This is a genomic window from Bacillus sp. es.036 (assembly GCF_002563635.1).
GTDB lineage: Bacteria > Bacillota > Bacilli > Bacillales > Guptibacillaceae > Guptibacillus.
In genome coordinates, this window is the sequence record NZ_PDIZ01000001.1 from 3,354,831 (window position 1) to 3,372,727 (window position 17,897).

Consider the following 17,897-nt stretch of genomic DNA (forward strand, 5'->3'; position numbering starts at 1 on the left):
CCTGAGCGGGTTTTTTGTTATTCTTTGATTACACGATTGCTGGCTGCTTTTGATAGCCGGTTCATTACGGCTGCTCCTACGCCCTCATGTGTAAACATTTCGCTATAAATTTCATCAACGTCTGATTCATCGAACTGCCTTAGGACATCATACAAGCGGTTCGCAACTGAAATCAGATCTGCTCTTGTTCCGCACGGGATGACCACGTCGGCACGGTACGTTGCTTTCGATTCTTCCGTTGCGAGAACACCAATCTTTTTACCTTCTGCTCTACGCTTGTCCACAAGTGATTGCAAGTATGACGGGGAACCATCCACAAGCGTGACCGGAGCCGTCGGAGCATAGTGTGTGTACTTCACGCCAGGGGATTTTGGCTTTTGCCCTTCGTCACTTAGCGCTGGATCTACGTTCACTTCCCCAACAACTTCTTCTAACTGCTCTTTCGTCACACCACCCGGACGGAGGATCGTCACGTAATCGCCTGAACAATCTACAACCGTTGACTCAAGCCCTACACCTGTCGAACCGCCGTCCACAATACCAGCAATTCTGCCACTTAAATCATGAATCACATGTTTCGCTGTGGTTGGACTCGGTTTTCCTGATAAGTTTGCACTTGGCGCGGCGAGTGGTAAATTTGCCGCCTTTAAAAGCGCAAGTGCCACTGGATGGTCAGGCATACGAATGGCCACCGTATCAAGCCCCGCGGTCACATTTGAAGCTACGCTCTTACCACCAGGTAATACAATCGTTAATGGCCCTGGCCAGAATGCATTCATTAGCTTATCCGCTTGTTTTGGAATATGCGATACTAACTTTTCCACATGTGGACGACTCGCCACGTGTACAATCAGTGGATTATCCGCAGGACGGCCTTTCGCACTGAATATTTTGGCCACAGCTTCTTCCGATAGCGCGTTTCCCCCTAGGCCATAGACGGTTTCAGTAGGAAACGCGACGACTTCATTACGTTGTAAACATTCGGCAGCTTCCACAACCTGTGGATAAACTTTTTCGCTATCCACATTTTCATCCACATACCAAACATTTGTGTGGATACCTTCCACGTTATTCACCTTCTTATTCAATAAATGCTAATAAACCCGGTTATTTCGGGATAATAAGTGATCTTTCCACAGAATTCTACACAATTCGTAAAAACGCTTCCTTCCGCTTAACACACAAGTATCCACACAATGTGGATAACACATGTTCGATTTGTGTATAACCATGTTGATGAGATCAGCTAGTTTAAACGTTTTCTCATAATCACTCGCTGATCTGATTGATTGGAAAATAGCTCATTTTCCCTTACTAACTTTGGTACTTCTTCAACGGGAATTGTCGAGAAACCGAAAACTTGAAAGAAAAATGATTCTTCTTTTGATGTAAGAAACAACTCGTCCAAATTTGCTTTTTTCGCGAAAAGAAGTACCTGGTCAAAAAACTGTAATAATCCTTCAGAAGTTGATTCAGAGCTATTTAAGACGAGTGCTCTTAGAAGACCTGACGCACCTATCGTTTCAAGTCCAATCACGCCTAGCAGGTCTTTTTTTTCTGATTCTGCGATAAGAAACGACTCAATATTAGGTAGCCCGTCCACATCAAGGCCGGATTGCATAACAAAATTCCTAACGGCTACGGCATCATCTGTCGTTGCTTTTCTAACGAGAAACAAATGGATCTCCTCCTTCAATTTTCACACAAAACCGTTCTGTTATGGTCTTATGCGTTGAAGAAGGAGAATAGACCAGTTAGCTGAATATTCCTTTCACCCAGTCCACAATCGTATCCATGATTTTCACCAAGAAGAAGTCAACTTCCACGTCTTCTGCAGGCTCTTCTACAGGCGCGTCGCTTTCTGCCTGAACAGCGTCCCCATTTGAGAAGTCAAGGAAACAAAGCGGTGGGAAAAGAACGCACCACCAGTTATCCCCAAGACCTTCCCCAATTGTGATTAAGACGGCTTCGTAATCACCGGCAGGGTAAACAAAATCGCCATACAGTTTCGTTGGAAACGCGACTTCTCCAAAAGAAACAGAAAATGATTCACTGCTCCCAATCTGATCAAGCTCTTTTTCTACAATCGCTTCAATTTCATTCAAATGACTTTTAATCACGCTACGCGAATCTTCAATGGAAGTTAAATCAGCGACCCACTTATTAATTGATTCGTTTACTTCATCACGAATGCTACGCTTTACTGATTGATCTTCTTCACTATTACTATTTGCTAAAATGCGAAGACGAATCGCTTCGTCTGGAATAATCTGCTGATTTGCTGTAACAACTCCCGAACCCTGGAGACTTGAAGCAAGAATAAAAAATGAGATTAATAGATTAATAAGTCCTCTTTGATTCATCTTGTATCCCGTCCCTTCTAGCTCTCATTCTGGCCAGATTCATACGTTTTAAACGTAGAACTGTTCACCAGAATGTGAGTAGAATCGACAGGGTTACGTTACAACACCAAATACCATTCGTTCTTTCCCACTAATATCTTTCACAACCTCGACCCGAATACGCTCACCAAAAGAAGCTTCGAGCATTGCGGCAACTGTTCTTGCCTGCTTCTCGCCTACCTCAAATCCAATTAACCCTGGAGAAGAAATCAGCCCAGGCAAACCTTCCGCAAGTCTGCGATAAAGTACATAGCCATCTTCTCCTCCTACAAGAGCACGAATCGGTTCATGGTCTCGAACTAATGGGTCAAGAGCGGCATATTCTTCTTCTGAAATGTAAGGAGGATTAGAAACGACGATATCAAACGTTTGTCCTTGTAACGGCTGAAGTAGATCACCGTGAAGAAACGAGATGGGAGCGTCAAGCTGACGTGCATTTTCCTTCGCTACCTTAAGGGCCTCCTGAGAAATATCCACTGCTTTGACGTTTTGATTTTGCAGTTCTAGCGCAAGACTAATGGCAATTGCCCCGCTTCCAGTACCGATGTCGGCGATCGTGGCTTTTTCCGGGTTAGGAAACAGCCTTTTTGACCTAGAAAGAATGCCTTCCACAAGCTCTTCTGTTTCAGGTCTTGGCACGAGGACATGATGATTCACGCGGAACGTTCGTCCGTAGAACTCTTCTTTTCCAACGATGTGCTGGACAGGAATACCGCTCGCGTGCTCGTTTATTTTCGCTTCAAAACTTGCAAAATCCGGCATTTGATCTTGCATTTGAAGTAAGAGTTCTGTTCTTGATACGTTTAACTCGTGTTTGATCAGCCACTCGGCAGCAGATGCTTCACGTCCGTGCTTCTCTAAAAAAGAAGAAGCCCATTTAAGGGCTTCGAATACAGTCATCATAGGGTCACTCTCCAGCTTCCGCCATTAAGCGCGTTTGTTCTTCTGTAATAAGCGCATCAATGAACTCATCAAGCTTACCTTGAAGGATCTGGTCAAGCTTTTGGATCGTTAAGTTAATTCTGTGATCCGTTACGCGGTTTTGCGGGAAGTTGTACGTGCGAATACGTTCAGAACGGTCGCCAGTACCAACAGCGGATTTACGGTTATCGTCATACTCTTTCTGTGCTTCCTGCTGGAACTTATCATACACACGAGCACGAAGAACCTTCATCGCTTTTTCTTTGTTCTTAATCTGAGATTTTTCATCCTGACACGAAACGACAACACCAGTTGGCATATGCGTTAAGCGAACCGCTGACATCGTTGTATTAACACTCTGTCCACCTGGTCCACTTGAAGTAAAGGTATCAACACGAATGTCTTTATCATGAATGTCAACTTCTACTTCTTCTGCTTCAGGAAGCACCGCAACGGTTGCCGTAGACGTATGAATACGACCACCAGATTCTGTTGACGGAACGCGCTGAACGCGGTGTGCTCCGTTCTCATACTTCATTTTTGAATAAGCGCCAGCACCGTTGATCATAAAGATTATCTCTTTAAAACCACCGAGCTCGGTTGAACTTGATTCAATGACTTCAGACTTCCAACCTTGCATTTCAGCAAAGCGGCTGTACATTTTGTACAAGTCACCTGCAAATAGAGCGGCTTCATCTCCACCCGCTGCTCCGCGAACCTCGATAATTACGTTCTTATCATCGTTCGGGTCTTTTGGAAGAAGTAGCACGCGCAACCGCTCCGCATACTCTTCTTCTTTAGGTGTAAGCTCGGAAAGCTCAGCCTTCACCATTTCACGCATTTCTGCATCTTTTTCTTCCTCAAGCATCGCTTTCGCATCTTGAATGCCTTCGAGAATTTCCTTATATTCACGATACACCTGAACGGTTTCCTCAAGACTTGATTGCTCTTTGGAATATTCCCGGAGTTTCGTCGTGTCATTAATGACTTCTGGATCACTCAACAACTGATTTAACTTATCATAACGTTCTTCAACAATTTCTAAACGGTCTAACAAGATCTTTCACCTCGTTTTCGTTGCATAACATTCTAATTATAGTATAGGACATTTCACAGGTCAAAAGCAAAAATAGCTTGAACTTGATTTATTCAGGGTAAACTGGAAGTAGGTTAGTAAAAATGAACGATTCCGGAAGGGGCGGTTTGAACATGAAATTCGTCATTATTGGCGGCGATGCAGCTGGTATGAGTGCAGCAATGCAAATTATTCGAAATGATGAGGAAGCGGAAGTTGTGACGCTTGAGAAGGGGAATATCTACTCTTATGGGCAGTGCGGCCTCCCTTATGTCATTAGCGGAAAAATTGAATCCACTGAAAAACTTATCGCTAGATCTGTCGATACGTTTCGAGAGAAGTATGGCATCGATGCTCGTGTGTATCATGAAGTAACAAATGTGGATACCGATAAAAAAATTGTAAAAGGAATCAATTTAAAGTCCGGCGAACATTTTACCGAAAAATACGATAAGCTGCTGATCGCGACAGGGGTTAGTCCTGTGAAACCAAATTGGGAAGGAATCGATCTTAACGGAATACATACATTAAAAACGATTCCGGATGCTGAGAAGGTAATCAATGATTTGGATGACTCCGTTAAAAACGTTGCGGTTATTGGAGGGGGCTACATCGGACTTGAAATGGCTGAAACGTTCCGTGAACTTGGTAAAAATGTGCGCATCATTGAACTAGGGCCGCACCTCGCTAGCATTTTTGATGAAGACATGGCGAAGATGATTCATGATGAGGCAGAGCGAAACGAGGTTGCCGTTCATACAAACGAAGGCGTGCAATCTTTTAAAGGTGAAAAGCGCGTGAAAAAGATCGTAACAGATAAAGGAGAATATGAAGCAGATCTCGTTCTCGTTTCTGTTGGAGTAAAGCCTAATACAGGTTTCCTTAAGGAGTGCGGGCTACACACCGCTTCTAACGGGGCAATACAGGTGAATCGCTACATGCAAACGAGTAAAGAAGACGTCTATGCCGCTGGAGACTGTGCGACACATTACCATCGTGTCAAAGAACGTGATGACTTTGTTCCTCTAGGGACGACAGCAAATAAACAGGGACGTATTGCAGGACTAAATATGGTCGGACAGCCGAATACGTTTAAAGGAATTGTCGGTACTTCTGTTATTAAATTCTTTGACTTAACGCTTGGTCGGACAGGGCTTTCAACAAGTGAAGCAGAAGAACTAAACTTACCGTTCGCTAGCTGTTCTACTGAAGCGACAGATATCGCTGGATACTACCCTGATGCACGAGAGCTTTGTGTCAAAATCATTTTCCGAGATGATAACGAGCGCATCCTTGGCGGGCAGTTTATTGGAAAGTATGGCGTGGATAAGCGCGTTGACGTACTTGCGACTGCTCTTTATCATCAAATGACGTTACATGACATCGAGGACCTCGACCTCGCCTACGCTCCACCTTACAACAGCGTTTGGGATCCGTTGCAACAAGCAGCAAGACGAGCACAGCATTAATAAAAATAACCCTCTCGTTGATGAGAGGGTTTATCTTGCTCGCACGTGTATTTTGTATCTTGGCACTGCTTGATAAATTTTAGCAGCAAGCGTTTTTTTCTGATTATTTAGTTCGGCTTCTTGTTTATTCGTAAATTTAACATTTACCCACGCATGGTTGCCTGTAATCGAAATCAATCCAGCATCGAAACCTTCTGCCTCGACTACCTCTCGAATTTTATCTTGATCGTCACTAATCGTTGGCTTGTCCACGCTCATATTCCGATAGGACTGTGGGTTCAGATTAATATCGGTATTTAAATTTTGACCTTCTCCCGCCTGTCCATTTGCTTCTGGCGGCTTGAGTGGCGAACAGGCTGATACAAGCAACAGAAACACAAGCATCATCCAGGTTATCTTTCTCATCAGTCGGTCACCTCCTGTTTTTAAGGTGCCCAACAAATGATGGTTAGATTCAAATCAGCGCTTTTCTTATCCTTTCGTTACGAATCCACTATTTCGAAAGCACAAAAAAAGCCCGGTTTCCCGGACTTACTTTGAGATTTCTTGTTCTTGATGATCCCGTGCCGTCGGCTTCCCAGGCACTTTATGACAGTGACGACAGCGCGGTTCATAAGACTCAGATGCACCGACAAGGATGATCGGATCCTCGTAATGAGCAGGCTTGCCATCAATAAGACGCTGCGTACGACTTGCTGGAGAACCACACACGACACAAATCGCTTGAAGCTTTGTGACGGATTCTGCAACCGTTAAAAGTTTTGGAACTTGTCCAAAAGCTTCACCGCGGAAATCCTGATCCAGTCCTGCAACGATCACACGAACCCCTTCATCCGCAAGCTGTTGCGTTACATCAACAATGCCTTCATCAAAAAACTGCACTTCATCAACTGCAACCATATCCGTATCTTCTGCAACGCGGTCCAGGATCGCCTGTGAATGATCAACCGGAACAGCGATGACGGACATTCCATTATGAGATACAACAGATTCTTCGCTATATCTGTTATCCACTTTTGGTTTAAACACCTGAACTTTTTGTTTGGCATAAGTCGCTCGTCTTACACGACGAATTAATTCTTCAGACTTCCCGGAAAACATACTCCCGCAAACAACCTCAATCCAGCCGCTGTACTTCATAACATGCATTCAACCGCTTCTCCTTTCCCAGCATAAGCATAAAAAAATGACTGATCAGCGCAGTCCTTATTTTGCGTATACTTTCATCCAATTATTGATCGTAGAGTGCTTACAAGAAGCAATCACTCGTATTCGCTTAAAAAGGCTTCGCCCATCTTAAAAATCATCCTTCATAGGAAGAAACGAGTGAACAATGGTTTGTTCGAACCGTTTCTTCCTACAAATATGTGCAAAGTAGCTCTGCATGATGATCATTTCTTGCTTCATTGAGTTAAAAAACAGGCAAGGAGTAAAAACTTGCCTGTTCTATCATTAACCTTTTAGGTTGTATTTTTTTCTAAACTTATCTACGCGTCCACCAGCGTCATTGAACTTCTGACGTCCAGTATAGAATGGATGGCACTCAGAGCAAACCTCTACGCTCACGCCGTCCTGTTTTGTAGAACCAGTTTCGAATTCGTTACCGCAAGCACATCTTACCTTAATGGTTTCATAACCAGGATGAATCGCTTGTTTCATGAATTTCATCTCCTTCCGCCCTGATTCCTGAGGAAACAGAGTTAAATGAAGCTAAAAGGCAGTGCCTTTTAGCTTCTGCACACATAGACGTATTATAGCAGGGTGTTCCAGACAATGCAATTGATCATCTTGTGACGAAACACCTTCATTCTTTACCTGGAAGAACCGCTTTTTTCTTTCTCAAACAGGTCGAAAAACTCACGATTTTCTTTCGTTTTCTTCAGACGCTTTAAGAAATTATCCACGAATTCAAAGGAGTCATCCATGCTCTTACGTATCGTCCAAAGCATTTCAAGCTGTTCTTTTGGAAGAAGCAACTCTTCTTTACGCGTACCAGAGCGACGAATATCAATCGCAGGGAAGACACGGCGTTCTGCGAGACGACGATCTAGATGAAGCTCCATGTTACCCGTTCCTTTAAATTCTTCATAAATGACGTCATCCATGCGTGAACCTGTCTCAACTAGCGCTGTTGCTAAAATCGTCAAGCTTCCACCTTCTTCAATGTTTCGCGCCGCACCAAAGAATCGTTTTGGACGATGGAAGGCTGCAGGATCAATACCACCGGAAAGCGTACGTCCACTTGGTGGGATAACGAGGTTATAGGCACGAGCAAGACGTGTAATACTATCCAAAAGGATGACAACATCTTTCTTATGCTCAACCAATCGCATCGCACGTTCGAGCACAAGCTCAGCTACTTTAATATGGTTATCTGGCGTTTCATCAAACGTTGAATGAACCACATCGCCATCAACGGAACGCTCAATATCCGTCACTTCCTCAGGACGCTCGTCAATGAGAAGAACGATTAATTCCGTTTCAGGATGGTTCGTTGTAATGCTATTAGCAATTTCCTTCAAAAGCATCGTTTTACCAGCTTTAGGTGGCGCTACGATTAGACCACGCTGCCCATACCCAACTGGTGAAATCATGTCGATGATGCGAGTAGACAGATTGCCTGATTTGTTTTCGAAATTCATGCGCTTCTCAGGATAAAGCGGTGTTAGCGCTGGAAAATGGACGCGTTCTTTCGAAGAATCAGGGTCCTCCCCGTTCACTGCCGCTACGTGCAAAAGTCCGTAGTAGCGTTCATTTTCTTTTGGAGGACGCACCTTACCAGAAACGCGATCCCCGTTACGAAGGTCAAATCTGCGAATTTGAGATGCCGAGATATAAATGTCTTCTGCGCTTGGCGAGTAGTTGATCGGGCGAAGGAAACCAAATCCTTCAGACGAAATAATTTCAAGAATCCCTTCCATGAACAGAAGTCCTGATTGCTCTGCCTGGGCTTTTAAAATAGCGAAAACAAGCTCTCGTTTGTTTAACTTACTATAGTAAGAGACTTTGTATAATCGAGCCTGTTCATAAAGCTCTTTTAATGTCATTTGTTCTAGTTCTGATATATTTACTGCCATGTTGACACCACACTTTTTAAATGATTATGGGTTTTACCCAAATGATTGGAAAATGAAATAAGTGCACAAAAGGTTCATTCAAACAACAGAGGTATGTTGTGTACAGATCGTCCTTTTGATTATGAATAATAAAGAAAGAGAGAAAGAGTTTGTTGAGACCCTGTGAGAGGCTAGTATGTGATCCATTCAGGAATCTCTTAAGTGAGAGTAGAGGAAGTGCACAACGAAGGTGTTGCTTAGCAATCGTTACTCTTGAACATGTTCTTCTTTAATGATTTTTGGCTCATTTTCGCCATTAACTAAATCGGGACAAGTGGTCCACTACGCGAATGACGACATTTGAGCCAAAAATCAACTTTTCCACTCAACGATGTTGAGCGAATAGTAATAGGAAATAATACAGCACCTTATAGTTTTACCAGATTCCTAAAAAATATTCAACATGAAATGATACTTGTGGTGTTGAATCATGTACGTCTAATGAACTTTTAAGAACGAATGACAAGGTCTGGTTTCTTTTTTAAACTGTGTTTTCCGTCTATAAAGCGAACAGTACCGGACTTTGCGCGCATAACAACCGATTGGGTCGTACCAGAAGTTCCCTGGAATCTAACACCCTTTAATAATTCGCCATCTGTCACGCCAGTTGCCGCAAAAATGGCATCTTCCCCTTTTACGAGATCCTCCATGTAAAGAACGCGGGAAACATCATGAATTCCCATCTCGTTACATCGTTTCAACTCTTCTTCATTTTGAGGGAGAAGTTTACCCTGTATTTCTCCACCGAGACATTTCAATGCAACGGCTGCAAGTACACCTTCAGGGGCACCACCAGACCCAAATAAAATATCAACGCCTGTGTCATCAAAGGCCGTGTTAATTGCCGCTGCCACATCTCCATCAGAAATAAGCTTAATTCTAGCGCCTGCAGCACGAACTTCTTCTATAATCTTTTCGTGCCGTTTGCGGTCTAATATGACCGCCACACAGTCTTCAATTTCTTTTCCTTTCGCTTCAGCAACCGCCTTCAAATTATCGTAAACGGAAGCGTTAATATCGATTTTGCCAACCGCTCTCGGTCCGACCGCAATTTTGTCCATGTACATGTCAGGTGCATGCAGCAAATTGCCGTGATCAGCTACCGCTAACACAGCGAGTGCATTCCACGTTCCTGCTGCTACGATATTGGTTCCTTCAAGAGGATCAACCGCGACGTCTACGCGGGGACCATAACCAGTTCCAAGTTTTTCACCGATATAAAGCATCGGGGCTTCATCCATTTCCCCTTCCCCGATAACCACCGTTCCCTTCATCGGTACCGTGTCAAACACATCCCGCATTGCCGTGGTCGCGGCATCATCAGCTTCTTCTTTCTTGCCTCTTCCCATCCAGCGTGCTGAAGCGAGCGCAGCAGCTTCTGTGACTCTGACAAGTTCCATCGTTAAACTTCTTTCCATCATGCTTTCCTCCCCCGGGGTGCGCAACGTTAGTAAAACGCTTTCAAAATAGAGATAACAGAATGGTGGTTTTCACCACCATTTCTGCTAATTTAAGAACTTTCTACTTCTTTCAACTCTTCTTGGTCTAATTTCTCACGCCAAACCCGCGCACCAAGATTGCTAAGCTTCTCAACGAGTCGCTCATAGCCACGATCAATGTGCTCCAGTCCTGAGACTTCCGTGACGCCTTCAGCCATTAGGCCAGCGACAACAAGGGCTGCACCAGCACGTAGATCTGAAGCACGCACCTTTGCTCCCTGGAGCTTCACAGCGCCATTAATTATGGCAGAACGTCCTTCAACCTTAACGTTCGCACCCATTCGACGTAGTTCATCGATATGTTTGAATCTTGCACTATAGATCGTATCGGTTACAATACTGCTACCTTCAGCATTTGTTAAGAGCGAAGTAAACGGCTGCTGAAGATCGGTTGGGAAGCCTGGATAAACAAGGGTTTTAAGATCAACGCCTTTCCAACCTTCACGCGGCGAACGAATAAAAACTTGATCTTCATTTGTCTCGACTTGTACACCCATCTCACGTAGTTTCGCAATAAGCGATTCTAAGTGCTGAGAAATAACATTGTCGATCACAACTTCATCACCCATCGCAGCTGCCATGATCATATATGTTCCTGCCTCAATGCGGTCAGGAATAATGGAATGATAGCAGCCGGTTAGCTCGTCCACGCCGTCAATTCGAATAACGTCCGTTCCAGCCCCTTTAATCTTTGCGCCCATGCTTGATAAAAGTGTGGCAACGTCAATGATTTCAGGTTCTTTAGCTGCATTTTCAATCACGGTACGACCTTTCGCACGAACCGCTGCAAGCATAATGTTAATCGTCGCTCCAACGCTTACAACATCAAGGTAAATGCGAGCGCCTCTTAGTTCATCTGCACGAAGGTAAATGGCCCCTTGTTCATTCGTTACTTTTGCGCCAAGCGCTTCAAATCCTTTAATATGCTGGTCAATCGGACGTGGTCCAAGATTACATCCGCCCGGAAGTCCGATAACCGCCTTGTTAAAACGACCTAACATCGCACCCATTAAATAATAAGAAGCACGTAGCTTCTTTACTTTGCCATTCGGCAGCGGCATCGCAATCATATCTTTAGGATTTACAGTTAATGTATTTCCATTTAGCTCAGCTTGTCCCCCGATTTCCTCAAGCAAATCACGGAGAATCCCAACGTCAGAAATGTTCGGCAAGTGATCAATAGTGACAGTGGAATCTGCTAGAATAGCCGCCGGGATTAATGCTACCGCACTATTCTTGGCCCCGCTCACCTGAACGGTTCCACTTAAACGGTGGCCTCCAGCGATCATCAACTTTTCCATAACGGTCTCCCTTCTTCGTCCGCATCGTATGTTCCTCATTCTGTCATGATACTTCATAAGAATAGTATGGGCAAAAACAGGAAGTTCATGCCAATTCGTTCATTTTATTCGTTTGCTTTTTTCGCTTCTTCCCAATCAGTAAGGAATTGATCTATTCCTTTGTCTGTTAGCGGGTGCTCAAGCATCTGAAGCACGACTTTCAACGGCATTGTGCCAATGTCAGCTCCGCGCAGGGCAGCTTCTGTTACGTGCATAGGGTGACGAATCGATGCAGCAATGATTTCAGTTTCGATGCCATGCACCGCGAACAGTTCAGAGATTTCAGAGATAAGATCAAGACCATTTTGACCGATATCATCAAGACGACCAAGGAATGGTGAGACGTAAGAAGCACCAGCTCGTGCTGCAAGCAATGCCTGGTTCGCAGAGAAAACAAGCGTTACGTTAGTCTTAATACCAGCTTCAGAGAATGCTTTAACTGCTTTCATTCCTTCACGGTTCATTGGTACTTTCACTGTAATGTTTGGAGCGATTTCAGCAAGCTGTTTACCTTCTTCAATCATTTCCTCAGCTGTAGTGGAAACCACTTCAGCACTAACCGATCCAGCTACAAGGCTAGTAATTTCACGAAGACGATCGTGAAAATTCACTTTCTCTTTCATAACGAGGGACGGATTCGTTGTTACACCTGAAACGATACCCATATCATGTGCTTCTTTAATGTCAGTTAAGTTTGCGGAATCTATGAAAATTTTCATTGCATTCGTCCTCCTTTAATTTAGAAAGCGTTTACGAGAAAAATTTTAACATATTTTGTTTTGCGTTAGCAGATTTGGTTGTAAATAAATGAAAAATAGTCGCAAGGTAGTAGGTAGGGGATTAAAAAACGGAAATCAGAAACCGCTCATAATAGAGCGGTTTTGATGATCCGATTTTAAGAAGATTATGCTTTGTTTGAAGAACCGAATTCACGCATTTTGCCAATTACTGTTTCTTTAATTGCATCGCGTGCAGGTCCCATGTATTTACGAGGATCGTAAAGATCTGGCTTTTCTTCAAGTACAGAACGAACTGCTTTAGCAGAAGAAATTTGGCTCTCCGTGTTAACGTTGATCTTAGCATGTCCAAATTTGATCGCTTTTTTAACGTCAGCTGTTGGAATACCAGTACCACCGTGAAGAACGAGAGGAACACCAGTCATTTTGCTGATTGTTTCCATGCGGTCGAATCCTAGGTTAGGTTCACCTTTGTAAGGACCGTGTACAGAACCAAGTGCAGGTGCGAAGCAGTCTACACCAGTTTCATTGATAAGGCGCTCACACTCTTCAGGAATCGCGTAAGCAGCATCAGCGTCTTCAACCACAAGATCGTCTTCTTGTCCGCCGATACGTCCAAGCTCAGCTTCTACAGAAACACCAACTGCATGTGCAGCTTCCACTACTTTAGAAGTAAGTGCGATGTTTTCGTCTAGAGGGTAGTGAGAACCATCGATCATAACAGAAGTGAATCCAGCATTGATTGCTTGCATACACTTCTCGAAGCTAGAACCGTGGTCAAGGTGGATCGCAACTGGTACTGTAACCTTGTACTCTTCCATAAGCGCTTCTACAATTGTAACAATTGTTTTGAATCCGCCCATGTAACGAGCAGCACCTTCAGAAACACCAAGGATAACTGGTGATTGTTCTTCTTGTGCAGCTTGTAGGATCGCTTGAGTGAACTCAAGGTTGTTAAGGTTAAATTGGCCAACTGCGTAGCCTTCTGCTTTACCTTTTTCGAGCATTTCTTTCATAGAAACTAAAGGCATGATAAATCCTCCTCAATCTAATTTAAAATTGCCAGGTCTGACCTGGAACATCTTAATAACGAATACCTGTTATTGAAGCATGCAGATGCATCCAGAAAAAACTGTCTTCTACAAGATGGCACAAACGTGGTGTTTTTATGTATGCCACAGCTTAAGAAATTTCAGCTAATCTGAATTCATTTGGTCTACAATTTATCCAAAAACACGGTTCTATTATAGCATATCACTTCTATAATAGAAGGGGAAAAAGCCTGATTTAATAGGATTTGTTTATGTAAGCGTTACCTTTTGTTATGAAAGCGATGCTAATTCTTTTTTGACTGTTGCTCGAATCTCATCGATGTCAAAAGGCTTCGCAAAATGCGTTATTGCCCCTAAGTCCATCGCTTCATGGATCATGTCTAATTCGCCATATGCCGTCATGATGATAACAAGCGCTCTTGCTTCCATTTTTTTGATTCGCTTTAAAATCTCTAGCCCATCCATTCCTGGGATTTTCATATCGAGAATAACTAAGTCAGGATCCTCACTTTTTACGATTGAGAGTGCTTGAACGCCGTTTGCTGCCTGGAATGTTTGATAGCCTTCTTTTTGAAAGATTTCGTTAAGAAGGATGCGTATACCGTATTGATCATCTACGATTAAGATTTTTTCATTCATATGTGAGCACCTACTTTTCCGTTAGTCTTATGTTTAAGTTCGCTTAAAGATCGCGAATCCCTTCCTGATTATACATTGAGGGCTGATATTCGCAAGTGTTGAACAGTTTCGTTATAATAGTGACCGGTTATACATGTAAAATGTATTCGCTCATCCCACCTCCTTTTCGCTAGCCATTCATTTGTATACCTATACCCAGATCGACACAAAATTAGCTTTCATTTTTTCATAAAAAAAAACAGAAAGGTAGTGATCCAATGCTTAAGATTTTCACGACTCAGTTAATGGGTAAATTTAAAGGGATTCAGGATCAGCATGAAATGATCATTGAAGATATTTCACGCTTGTTTGCTCAAATTATTACAGGCGGTGGTACAGTTTATTTCTATGGAGAAAACGAACTTCAGGGAGCTGCTCTTGAAGCAGTATACGGCTCTGAAAAGCTTCCCTCAAGTGCGATTCTTCATGATCCTGCCGATTTAACTGAGAATGATTGTGTCCTTTTATTTTCAAGGCTTAGTGAAGACGAAGCGGCTGCGAAGCATGCGGAAAAGTTTAAAGCGACTGGTGCAACGGTCGTCGGTATTTCCGCTACGCGAAAAGAATCCGATCCTATCCTTGAGCAAAACACCGATTTTCATATTAACACCGGATTAACGACCGGTCTTGTTCCAAATGATGAAGGAGAACGCATAGGTTATCCGGCCTTACTTACTTCGTTATATGTTTATCATGCTCTCTATTTAACCACTCGGGAAATACTAGAAGAACATGGCTACGAATTTTAAGACTATACAAAAAGACATCCCTTTCTCTGTAGAAAAGGATGTCTTTTTATTAGGCTCTTTTCGTAGATATTGTTGCTTTTAGATAAGTGGTTAATTTCCGCTCCTACCCGCTTTCCGCGGGGCGGGCGGTGAGCCTCCTTCCGCTACAATTAGCGAAGTGTGGTTTTTTATTCAATAATTGATTCAAAAGCATCAATCTATTAGAAAAGAGCCTTTTTTTAATTAGTTATTCGCCATTGAAGCGCCGATAAATTCTTTGAATAACGGCTGTGGACGTGTTGGACGAGACGTGAATTCTGGATGGAATTGTGAAGCGACAAACCACGGGTGATCTTTCACTTCAACGACTTCAACGAGACGGCCATCAGGGCTCGTACCAGAGAAAATGAATCCTGCCTCTTCCATTTGCGCACGATACTGGTTGCTGAACTCATAGCGGTGACGATGACGCTCATAGACGACTTCGTCATTGTAAGCAGCATAAGCCTTTGTACCTTCTGTTAGCTTACAAGGGTAAAGACCAAGACGAAGCGTACCACCAAGGTCCTCCACATCTTTTTGTTCAGGTAGAAGATCAATGACAGGGTATTTCGTTGTTGGCTTAATTTCGGCTGAATGCGCACCTTCTAGGTTTAGAACGTTGCGAGCAAATTCAACAGAAGCAAGCTGCATACCAAGACAGATACCTAAGAAAGGTACTTTGTTTTCACGCGCATACTGAATCGCCGTGATCTTTCCTTCGATTCCGCGATCACCGAAACCACCAGGAACAAGGATACCATCGACATCAGAAAGAAGCTCTTTTACATTCTCTTGTGTCACTGCTTCAGAGTTTACCCACTTAATATCAATGTCTGCGTCAAACGCATAGCCAGCATGCTTTAGAGATTCCACAACTGAAATATAAGCATCTTGAAGCGCTACATATTTACCAACGAGGGCGATTTTCGTTTTTCTAGAAAGGTTTTGAACCTTATCTACAAGTGCGTTCCACTCATCCATGTCCGCTTCCTGACAGTTTAGCTTCAGGTGCTGACAAGTAATTTCGTCAAGCTTCTGTTCTTGAAGAGCTAGAGGTACTTTGTAAAGCGTGTCAGCATCCTGTGCTTCGATCACGGCATGCTCATCGATGTCACAGAACAAAGCAATCTTGTCTTTCATTTCTTGAGGAACCGGCTGCTCAGCACGAACAACGATCACATTTGGCTGAATGCCAAGACTACGAAGTTCCTTTACACTATGCTGTGTTGGCTTTGTTTTCATTTCACCTGCAGCTTTTAAATAAGGAAGTAGCGTACAGTGAATGTACATCACATTTTCCTTACCAATATCACTCTTAATTTGACGGATTGCTTCAAGGAATGGAAGACTTTCGATGTCTCCAACTGTTCCACCGATTTCCGTAATCACGACATCAGCGTTTGTTTCATTTCCAGCACGGAAAATACGCTCTTTGATTTCATTCGTGATGTGTGGAATAACCTGAACCGTACCACCAAGGTAGTCACCGCGACGCTCTTTACGAAGAACAGTTGAGTAGACTTTACCTGTCGTTACGTTCGAGTATTTCGAAAGGTTGATATCGATGAAGCGCTCATAGTGACCAAGGTCAAGGTCTGTTTCAGCGCCATCATCCGTCACAAATACCTCTCCGTGTTGATAAGGACTCATTGTCCCCGGGTCAACGTTAATGTATGGATCGAATTTTTGAATCGTTACACTCACACCACGGTTTTTCAAAAGTCGTCCTAGTGAAGCTGCTGTGATTCCTTTACCAAGTGACGAAACAACACCGCCTGTTACAAAGATGTACTTCTTATGTTTTGCTGTCATCTTTCTGCCCCCTCATGGTTTGTATTCTGCCCTTTTAGAAAGGGAGAGGATTCATCTGAAACGAGAGATTTTATTTTTTTAATAAAATCCATGCAGATGGATACAATTTTCTTTACTTAAACGGAAGGTCCACTCTTACTGGCTAAAAGCTTCTCAATTTGAGTATAAAAACAAAAAAAAACAAAAGTGGCACCTGTCCCATAAATGGGGGGCACTTTTGTTTTTATATCGGATCTATAAATTAGTTTAGTATTTTGGTGAAGCCCAAAAATGATTCTACCGATTTCGCTACTGAAAGTCAAGAAGCGACAGAAATTATTTCTTTTCTTCTTCGTCGTCTTCCACGTCGTCGTCATCTTCATCATCTAGGTCTTCATCATCCAAATCTTCTGTATCATCATCGAAGTCGTCGTCATCAAAATCGTCAAGGTCATCAACTTCAAGATCTTCAAGATCGTCTTCATCATCTTCATCGAAACCAAGGTCATCTCCAGACTTCTTGCGTTTCTTAGGCTTGATTGTTGTTGCTAGCTCTTCTTGTGATTGCTCAACTGGGTACCAGCCTTTTAGACCCCACTGGTTGTCTCCAAGCGTTACAAATCGACCATCCGTGTTCAGGTTTGTATAAACTTCTGCAAGCATTTCCTGAAGCTGTGAGGAAGATAAACCTTTCATCTTTCCAATCTGGTCCATCAGTTTATAGAAAGAAACGGGTTTCTTCTCGTCCTGCAGGATGAAATACATAATATCAATCATGGATGTTTCTTGAATGTCTTCAGCAGACAGCTGTTTTACGCTACTCACGATATCGGCACTCCCTTTCAATTATCTCCTATGAATAATAGCTACTAAAAAAACGAGCATTTCTTTTAAAACGATCGCGTTTCATGTTGCTCGTTATACCCTAATGCAAAACATACCATTCATTATAAACAAATTTACACAATCTATGCTACGATTTTCAAACAAATCTATTGAAATAACAGGATTTAATCTTCCATACGCTCTTCTCTTTCGAACGAAAAG

Annotated in this window: 18 protein-coding genes; 2 read left to right on the forward strand and 16 right to left on the reverse strand. The window is 43.1% G+C overall.

Annotated features, from left to right (window positions below; all coding sequences use genetic code 11):
• Positions 1-17 precede the first annotated feature (17 nt).
• The 5 genes from ATG70_RS16810 to prfA form a co-directional block, all read right to left on the reverse strand.
• A complete protein-coding gene (locus ATG70_RS16810; RefSeq protein WP_098445867.1) occupies positions 18-1,058 on the reverse strand; it encodes an L-threonylcarbamoyladenylate synthase in 1,041 nt (346 codons plus the stop codon).
• A 188-nt stretch (positions 1,059-1,246) separates the two neighbouring features.
• On the reverse strand, positions 1,247-1,678 hold the full coding sequence (locus ATG70_RS16815) for a GNAT family N-acetyltransferase (RefSeq protein ID WP_098445402.1): 432 nt from the start codon (positions 1,676-1,678) through the stop codon (positions 1,247-1,249).
• Positions 1,679-1,754: 76 nt separating this feature from the next.
• Positions 1,755-2,363, reverse strand: coding sequence for a stage II sporulation protein R (gene spoIIR / locus ATG70_RS16820; RefSeq protein WP_098445403.1), 609 nt, complete (start codon positions 2,361-2,363; stop codon positions 1,755-1,757).
• A gap of 93 nt (positions 2,364-2,456) precedes the next feature.
• The gene (gene prmC / locus ATG70_RS16825) at positions 2,457-3,302 is read right to left on the reverse strand and encodes a peptide chain release factor N(5)-glutamine methyltransferase (RefSeq protein WP_098445868.1); all 846 of its coding nucleotides are present in this window, start codon (positions 3,300-3,302) and stop codon (positions 2,457-2,459) included.
• A gap of 7 nt (positions 3,303-3,309) precedes the next feature.
• Positions 3,310-4,380 carry a peptide chain release factor 1 gene (gene prfA, locus ATG70_RS16830; protein ID WP_098445404.1) on the reverse strand — a complete coding sequence of 357 codons (1,071 nt, stop codon included), beginning with the start codon at positions 4,378-4,380 and terminating at the stop codon, positions 3,310-3,312.
• A gap of 152 nt (positions 4,381-4,532) precedes the next feature.
• Here prfA and ATG70_RS16835 point away from each other — a divergent pair, with 152 nt between their 5' ends.
• On the forward strand, positions 4,533-5,867 hold the full coding sequence (locus ATG70_RS16835) for a CoA-disulfide reductase (protein ID WP_098445405.1): 1,335 nt from the start codon (positions 4,533-4,535) through the stop codon (positions 5,865-5,867).
• 30 nt (positions 5,868-5,897) lie between these two features.
• Here ATG70_RS16835 and ATG70_RS16840 read toward each other — a convergent pair whose 3' ends face one another.
• The 9 genes from ATG70_RS16840 to ATG70_RS16880 all read right to left on the reverse strand — a co-directional run bounded on the left by ATG70_RS16840 (position 5,898) and on the right by ATG70_RS16880 (position 14,250).
• Positions 5,898-6,272: a hypothetical protein gene (locus ATG70_RS16840; RefSeq protein WP_098445406.1), complete on the reverse strand. Its 375-nt coding sequence runs from the start codon at positions 6,270-6,272 to the stop codon at positions 5,898-5,900.
• Positions 6,273-6,398: 126 nt separating this feature from the next.
• Positions 6,399-7,016, reverse strand: coding sequence for a thymidine kinase (locus ATG70_RS16845; RefSeq protein ID WP_098445407.1), 618 nt, complete (start codon positions 7,014-7,016; stop codon positions 6,399-6,401).
• Positions 7,017-7,319: 303 nt separating this feature from the next.
• Positions 7,320-7,526 (reverse strand): 50S ribosomal protein L31, encoded by a 207-nt coding sequence (gene rpmE, locus ATG70_RS16850; protein WP_098445408.1) that lies wholly within the window; start codon positions 7,524-7,526, stop codon positions 7,320-7,322.
• A 152-nt stretch (positions 7,527-7,678) separates the two neighbouring features.
• Positions 7,679-8,944, reverse strand: coding sequence for a transcription termination factor Rho (gene rho / locus ATG70_RS16855; RefSeq protein ID WP_098445409.1), 1,266 nt, complete (start codon positions 8,942-8,944; stop codon positions 7,679-7,681).
• A gap of 488 nt (positions 8,945-9,432) precedes the next feature.
• A complete protein-coding gene (glpX, locus tag ATG70_RS16860; RefSeq protein ID WP_098445410.1) occupies positions 9,433-10,401 on the reverse strand; it encodes a class II fructose-bisphosphatase in 969 nt (322 codons plus the stop codon).
• Positions 10,402-10,493: 92 nt separating this feature from the next.
• Entirely contained in the window at positions 10,494-11,783 is a 1,290-nt protein-coding gene (locus ATG70_RS16865) for a UDP-N-acetylglucosamine 1-carboxyvinyltransferase (RefSeq protein ID WP_098445411.1), read from the reverse strand.
• A gap of 104 nt (positions 11,784-11,887) precedes the next feature.
• Complete coding sequence (gene fsa, locus ATG70_RS16870) at positions 11,888-12,541, reverse strand: fructose-6-phosphate aldolase (RefSeq protein ID WP_098445412.1); 654 nt, start codon at positions 12,539-12,541, stop codon at positions 11,888-11,890.
• Positions 12,542-12,726: 185 nt separating this feature from the next.
• The gene (fba, locus tag ATG70_RS16875; protein WP_098445413.1) at positions 12,727-13,590 is read right to left on the reverse strand and encodes a class II fructose-1,6-bisphosphate aldolase; all 864 of its coding nucleotides are present in this window, start codon (positions 13,588-13,590) and stop codon (positions 12,727-12,729) included.
• A gap of 291 nt (positions 13,591-13,881) precedes the next feature.
• Positions 13,882-14,250, reverse strand: a complete 369-nt coding sequence (locus ATG70_RS16880) for a response regulator (protein WP_098445414.1) — start codon at positions 14,248-14,250, stop codon at positions 13,882-13,884.
• Positions 14,251-14,507: 257 nt separating this feature from the next.
• Here ATG70_RS16880 and ATG70_RS16885 point away from each other — a divergent pair, with 257 nt between their 5' ends.
• Positions 14,508-15,038, forward strand: a complete 531-nt coding sequence (locus tag ATG70_RS16885; protein ID WP_098445415.1) for a DUF2529 family protein — start codon at positions 14,508-14,510, stop codon at positions 15,036-15,038.
• 222 nt (positions 15,039-15,260) lie between these two features.
• Here ATG70_RS16885 and ATG70_RS16890 read toward each other — a convergent pair whose 3' ends face one another.
• Both ATG70_RS16890 and rpoE read right to left on the reverse strand, forming a co-directional pair.
• Positions 15,261-16,871: a CTP synthase gene (locus tag ATG70_RS16890; protein WP_098445416.1), complete on the reverse strand. Its 1,611-nt coding sequence runs from the start codon at positions 16,869-16,871 to the stop codon at positions 15,261-15,263.
• Positions 16,872-17,186: 315 nt separating this feature from the next.
• Positions 17,187-17,675 carry a DNA-directed RNA polymerase subunit delta gene (gene rpoE, locus ATG70_RS16895; RefSeq protein WP_257147742.1) on the reverse strand — a complete coding sequence of 163 codons (489 nt, stop codon included), beginning with the start codon at positions 17,673-17,675 and terminating at the stop codon, positions 17,187-17,189.
• Positions 17,676-17,897: the final 222 nt, after the last annotated feature.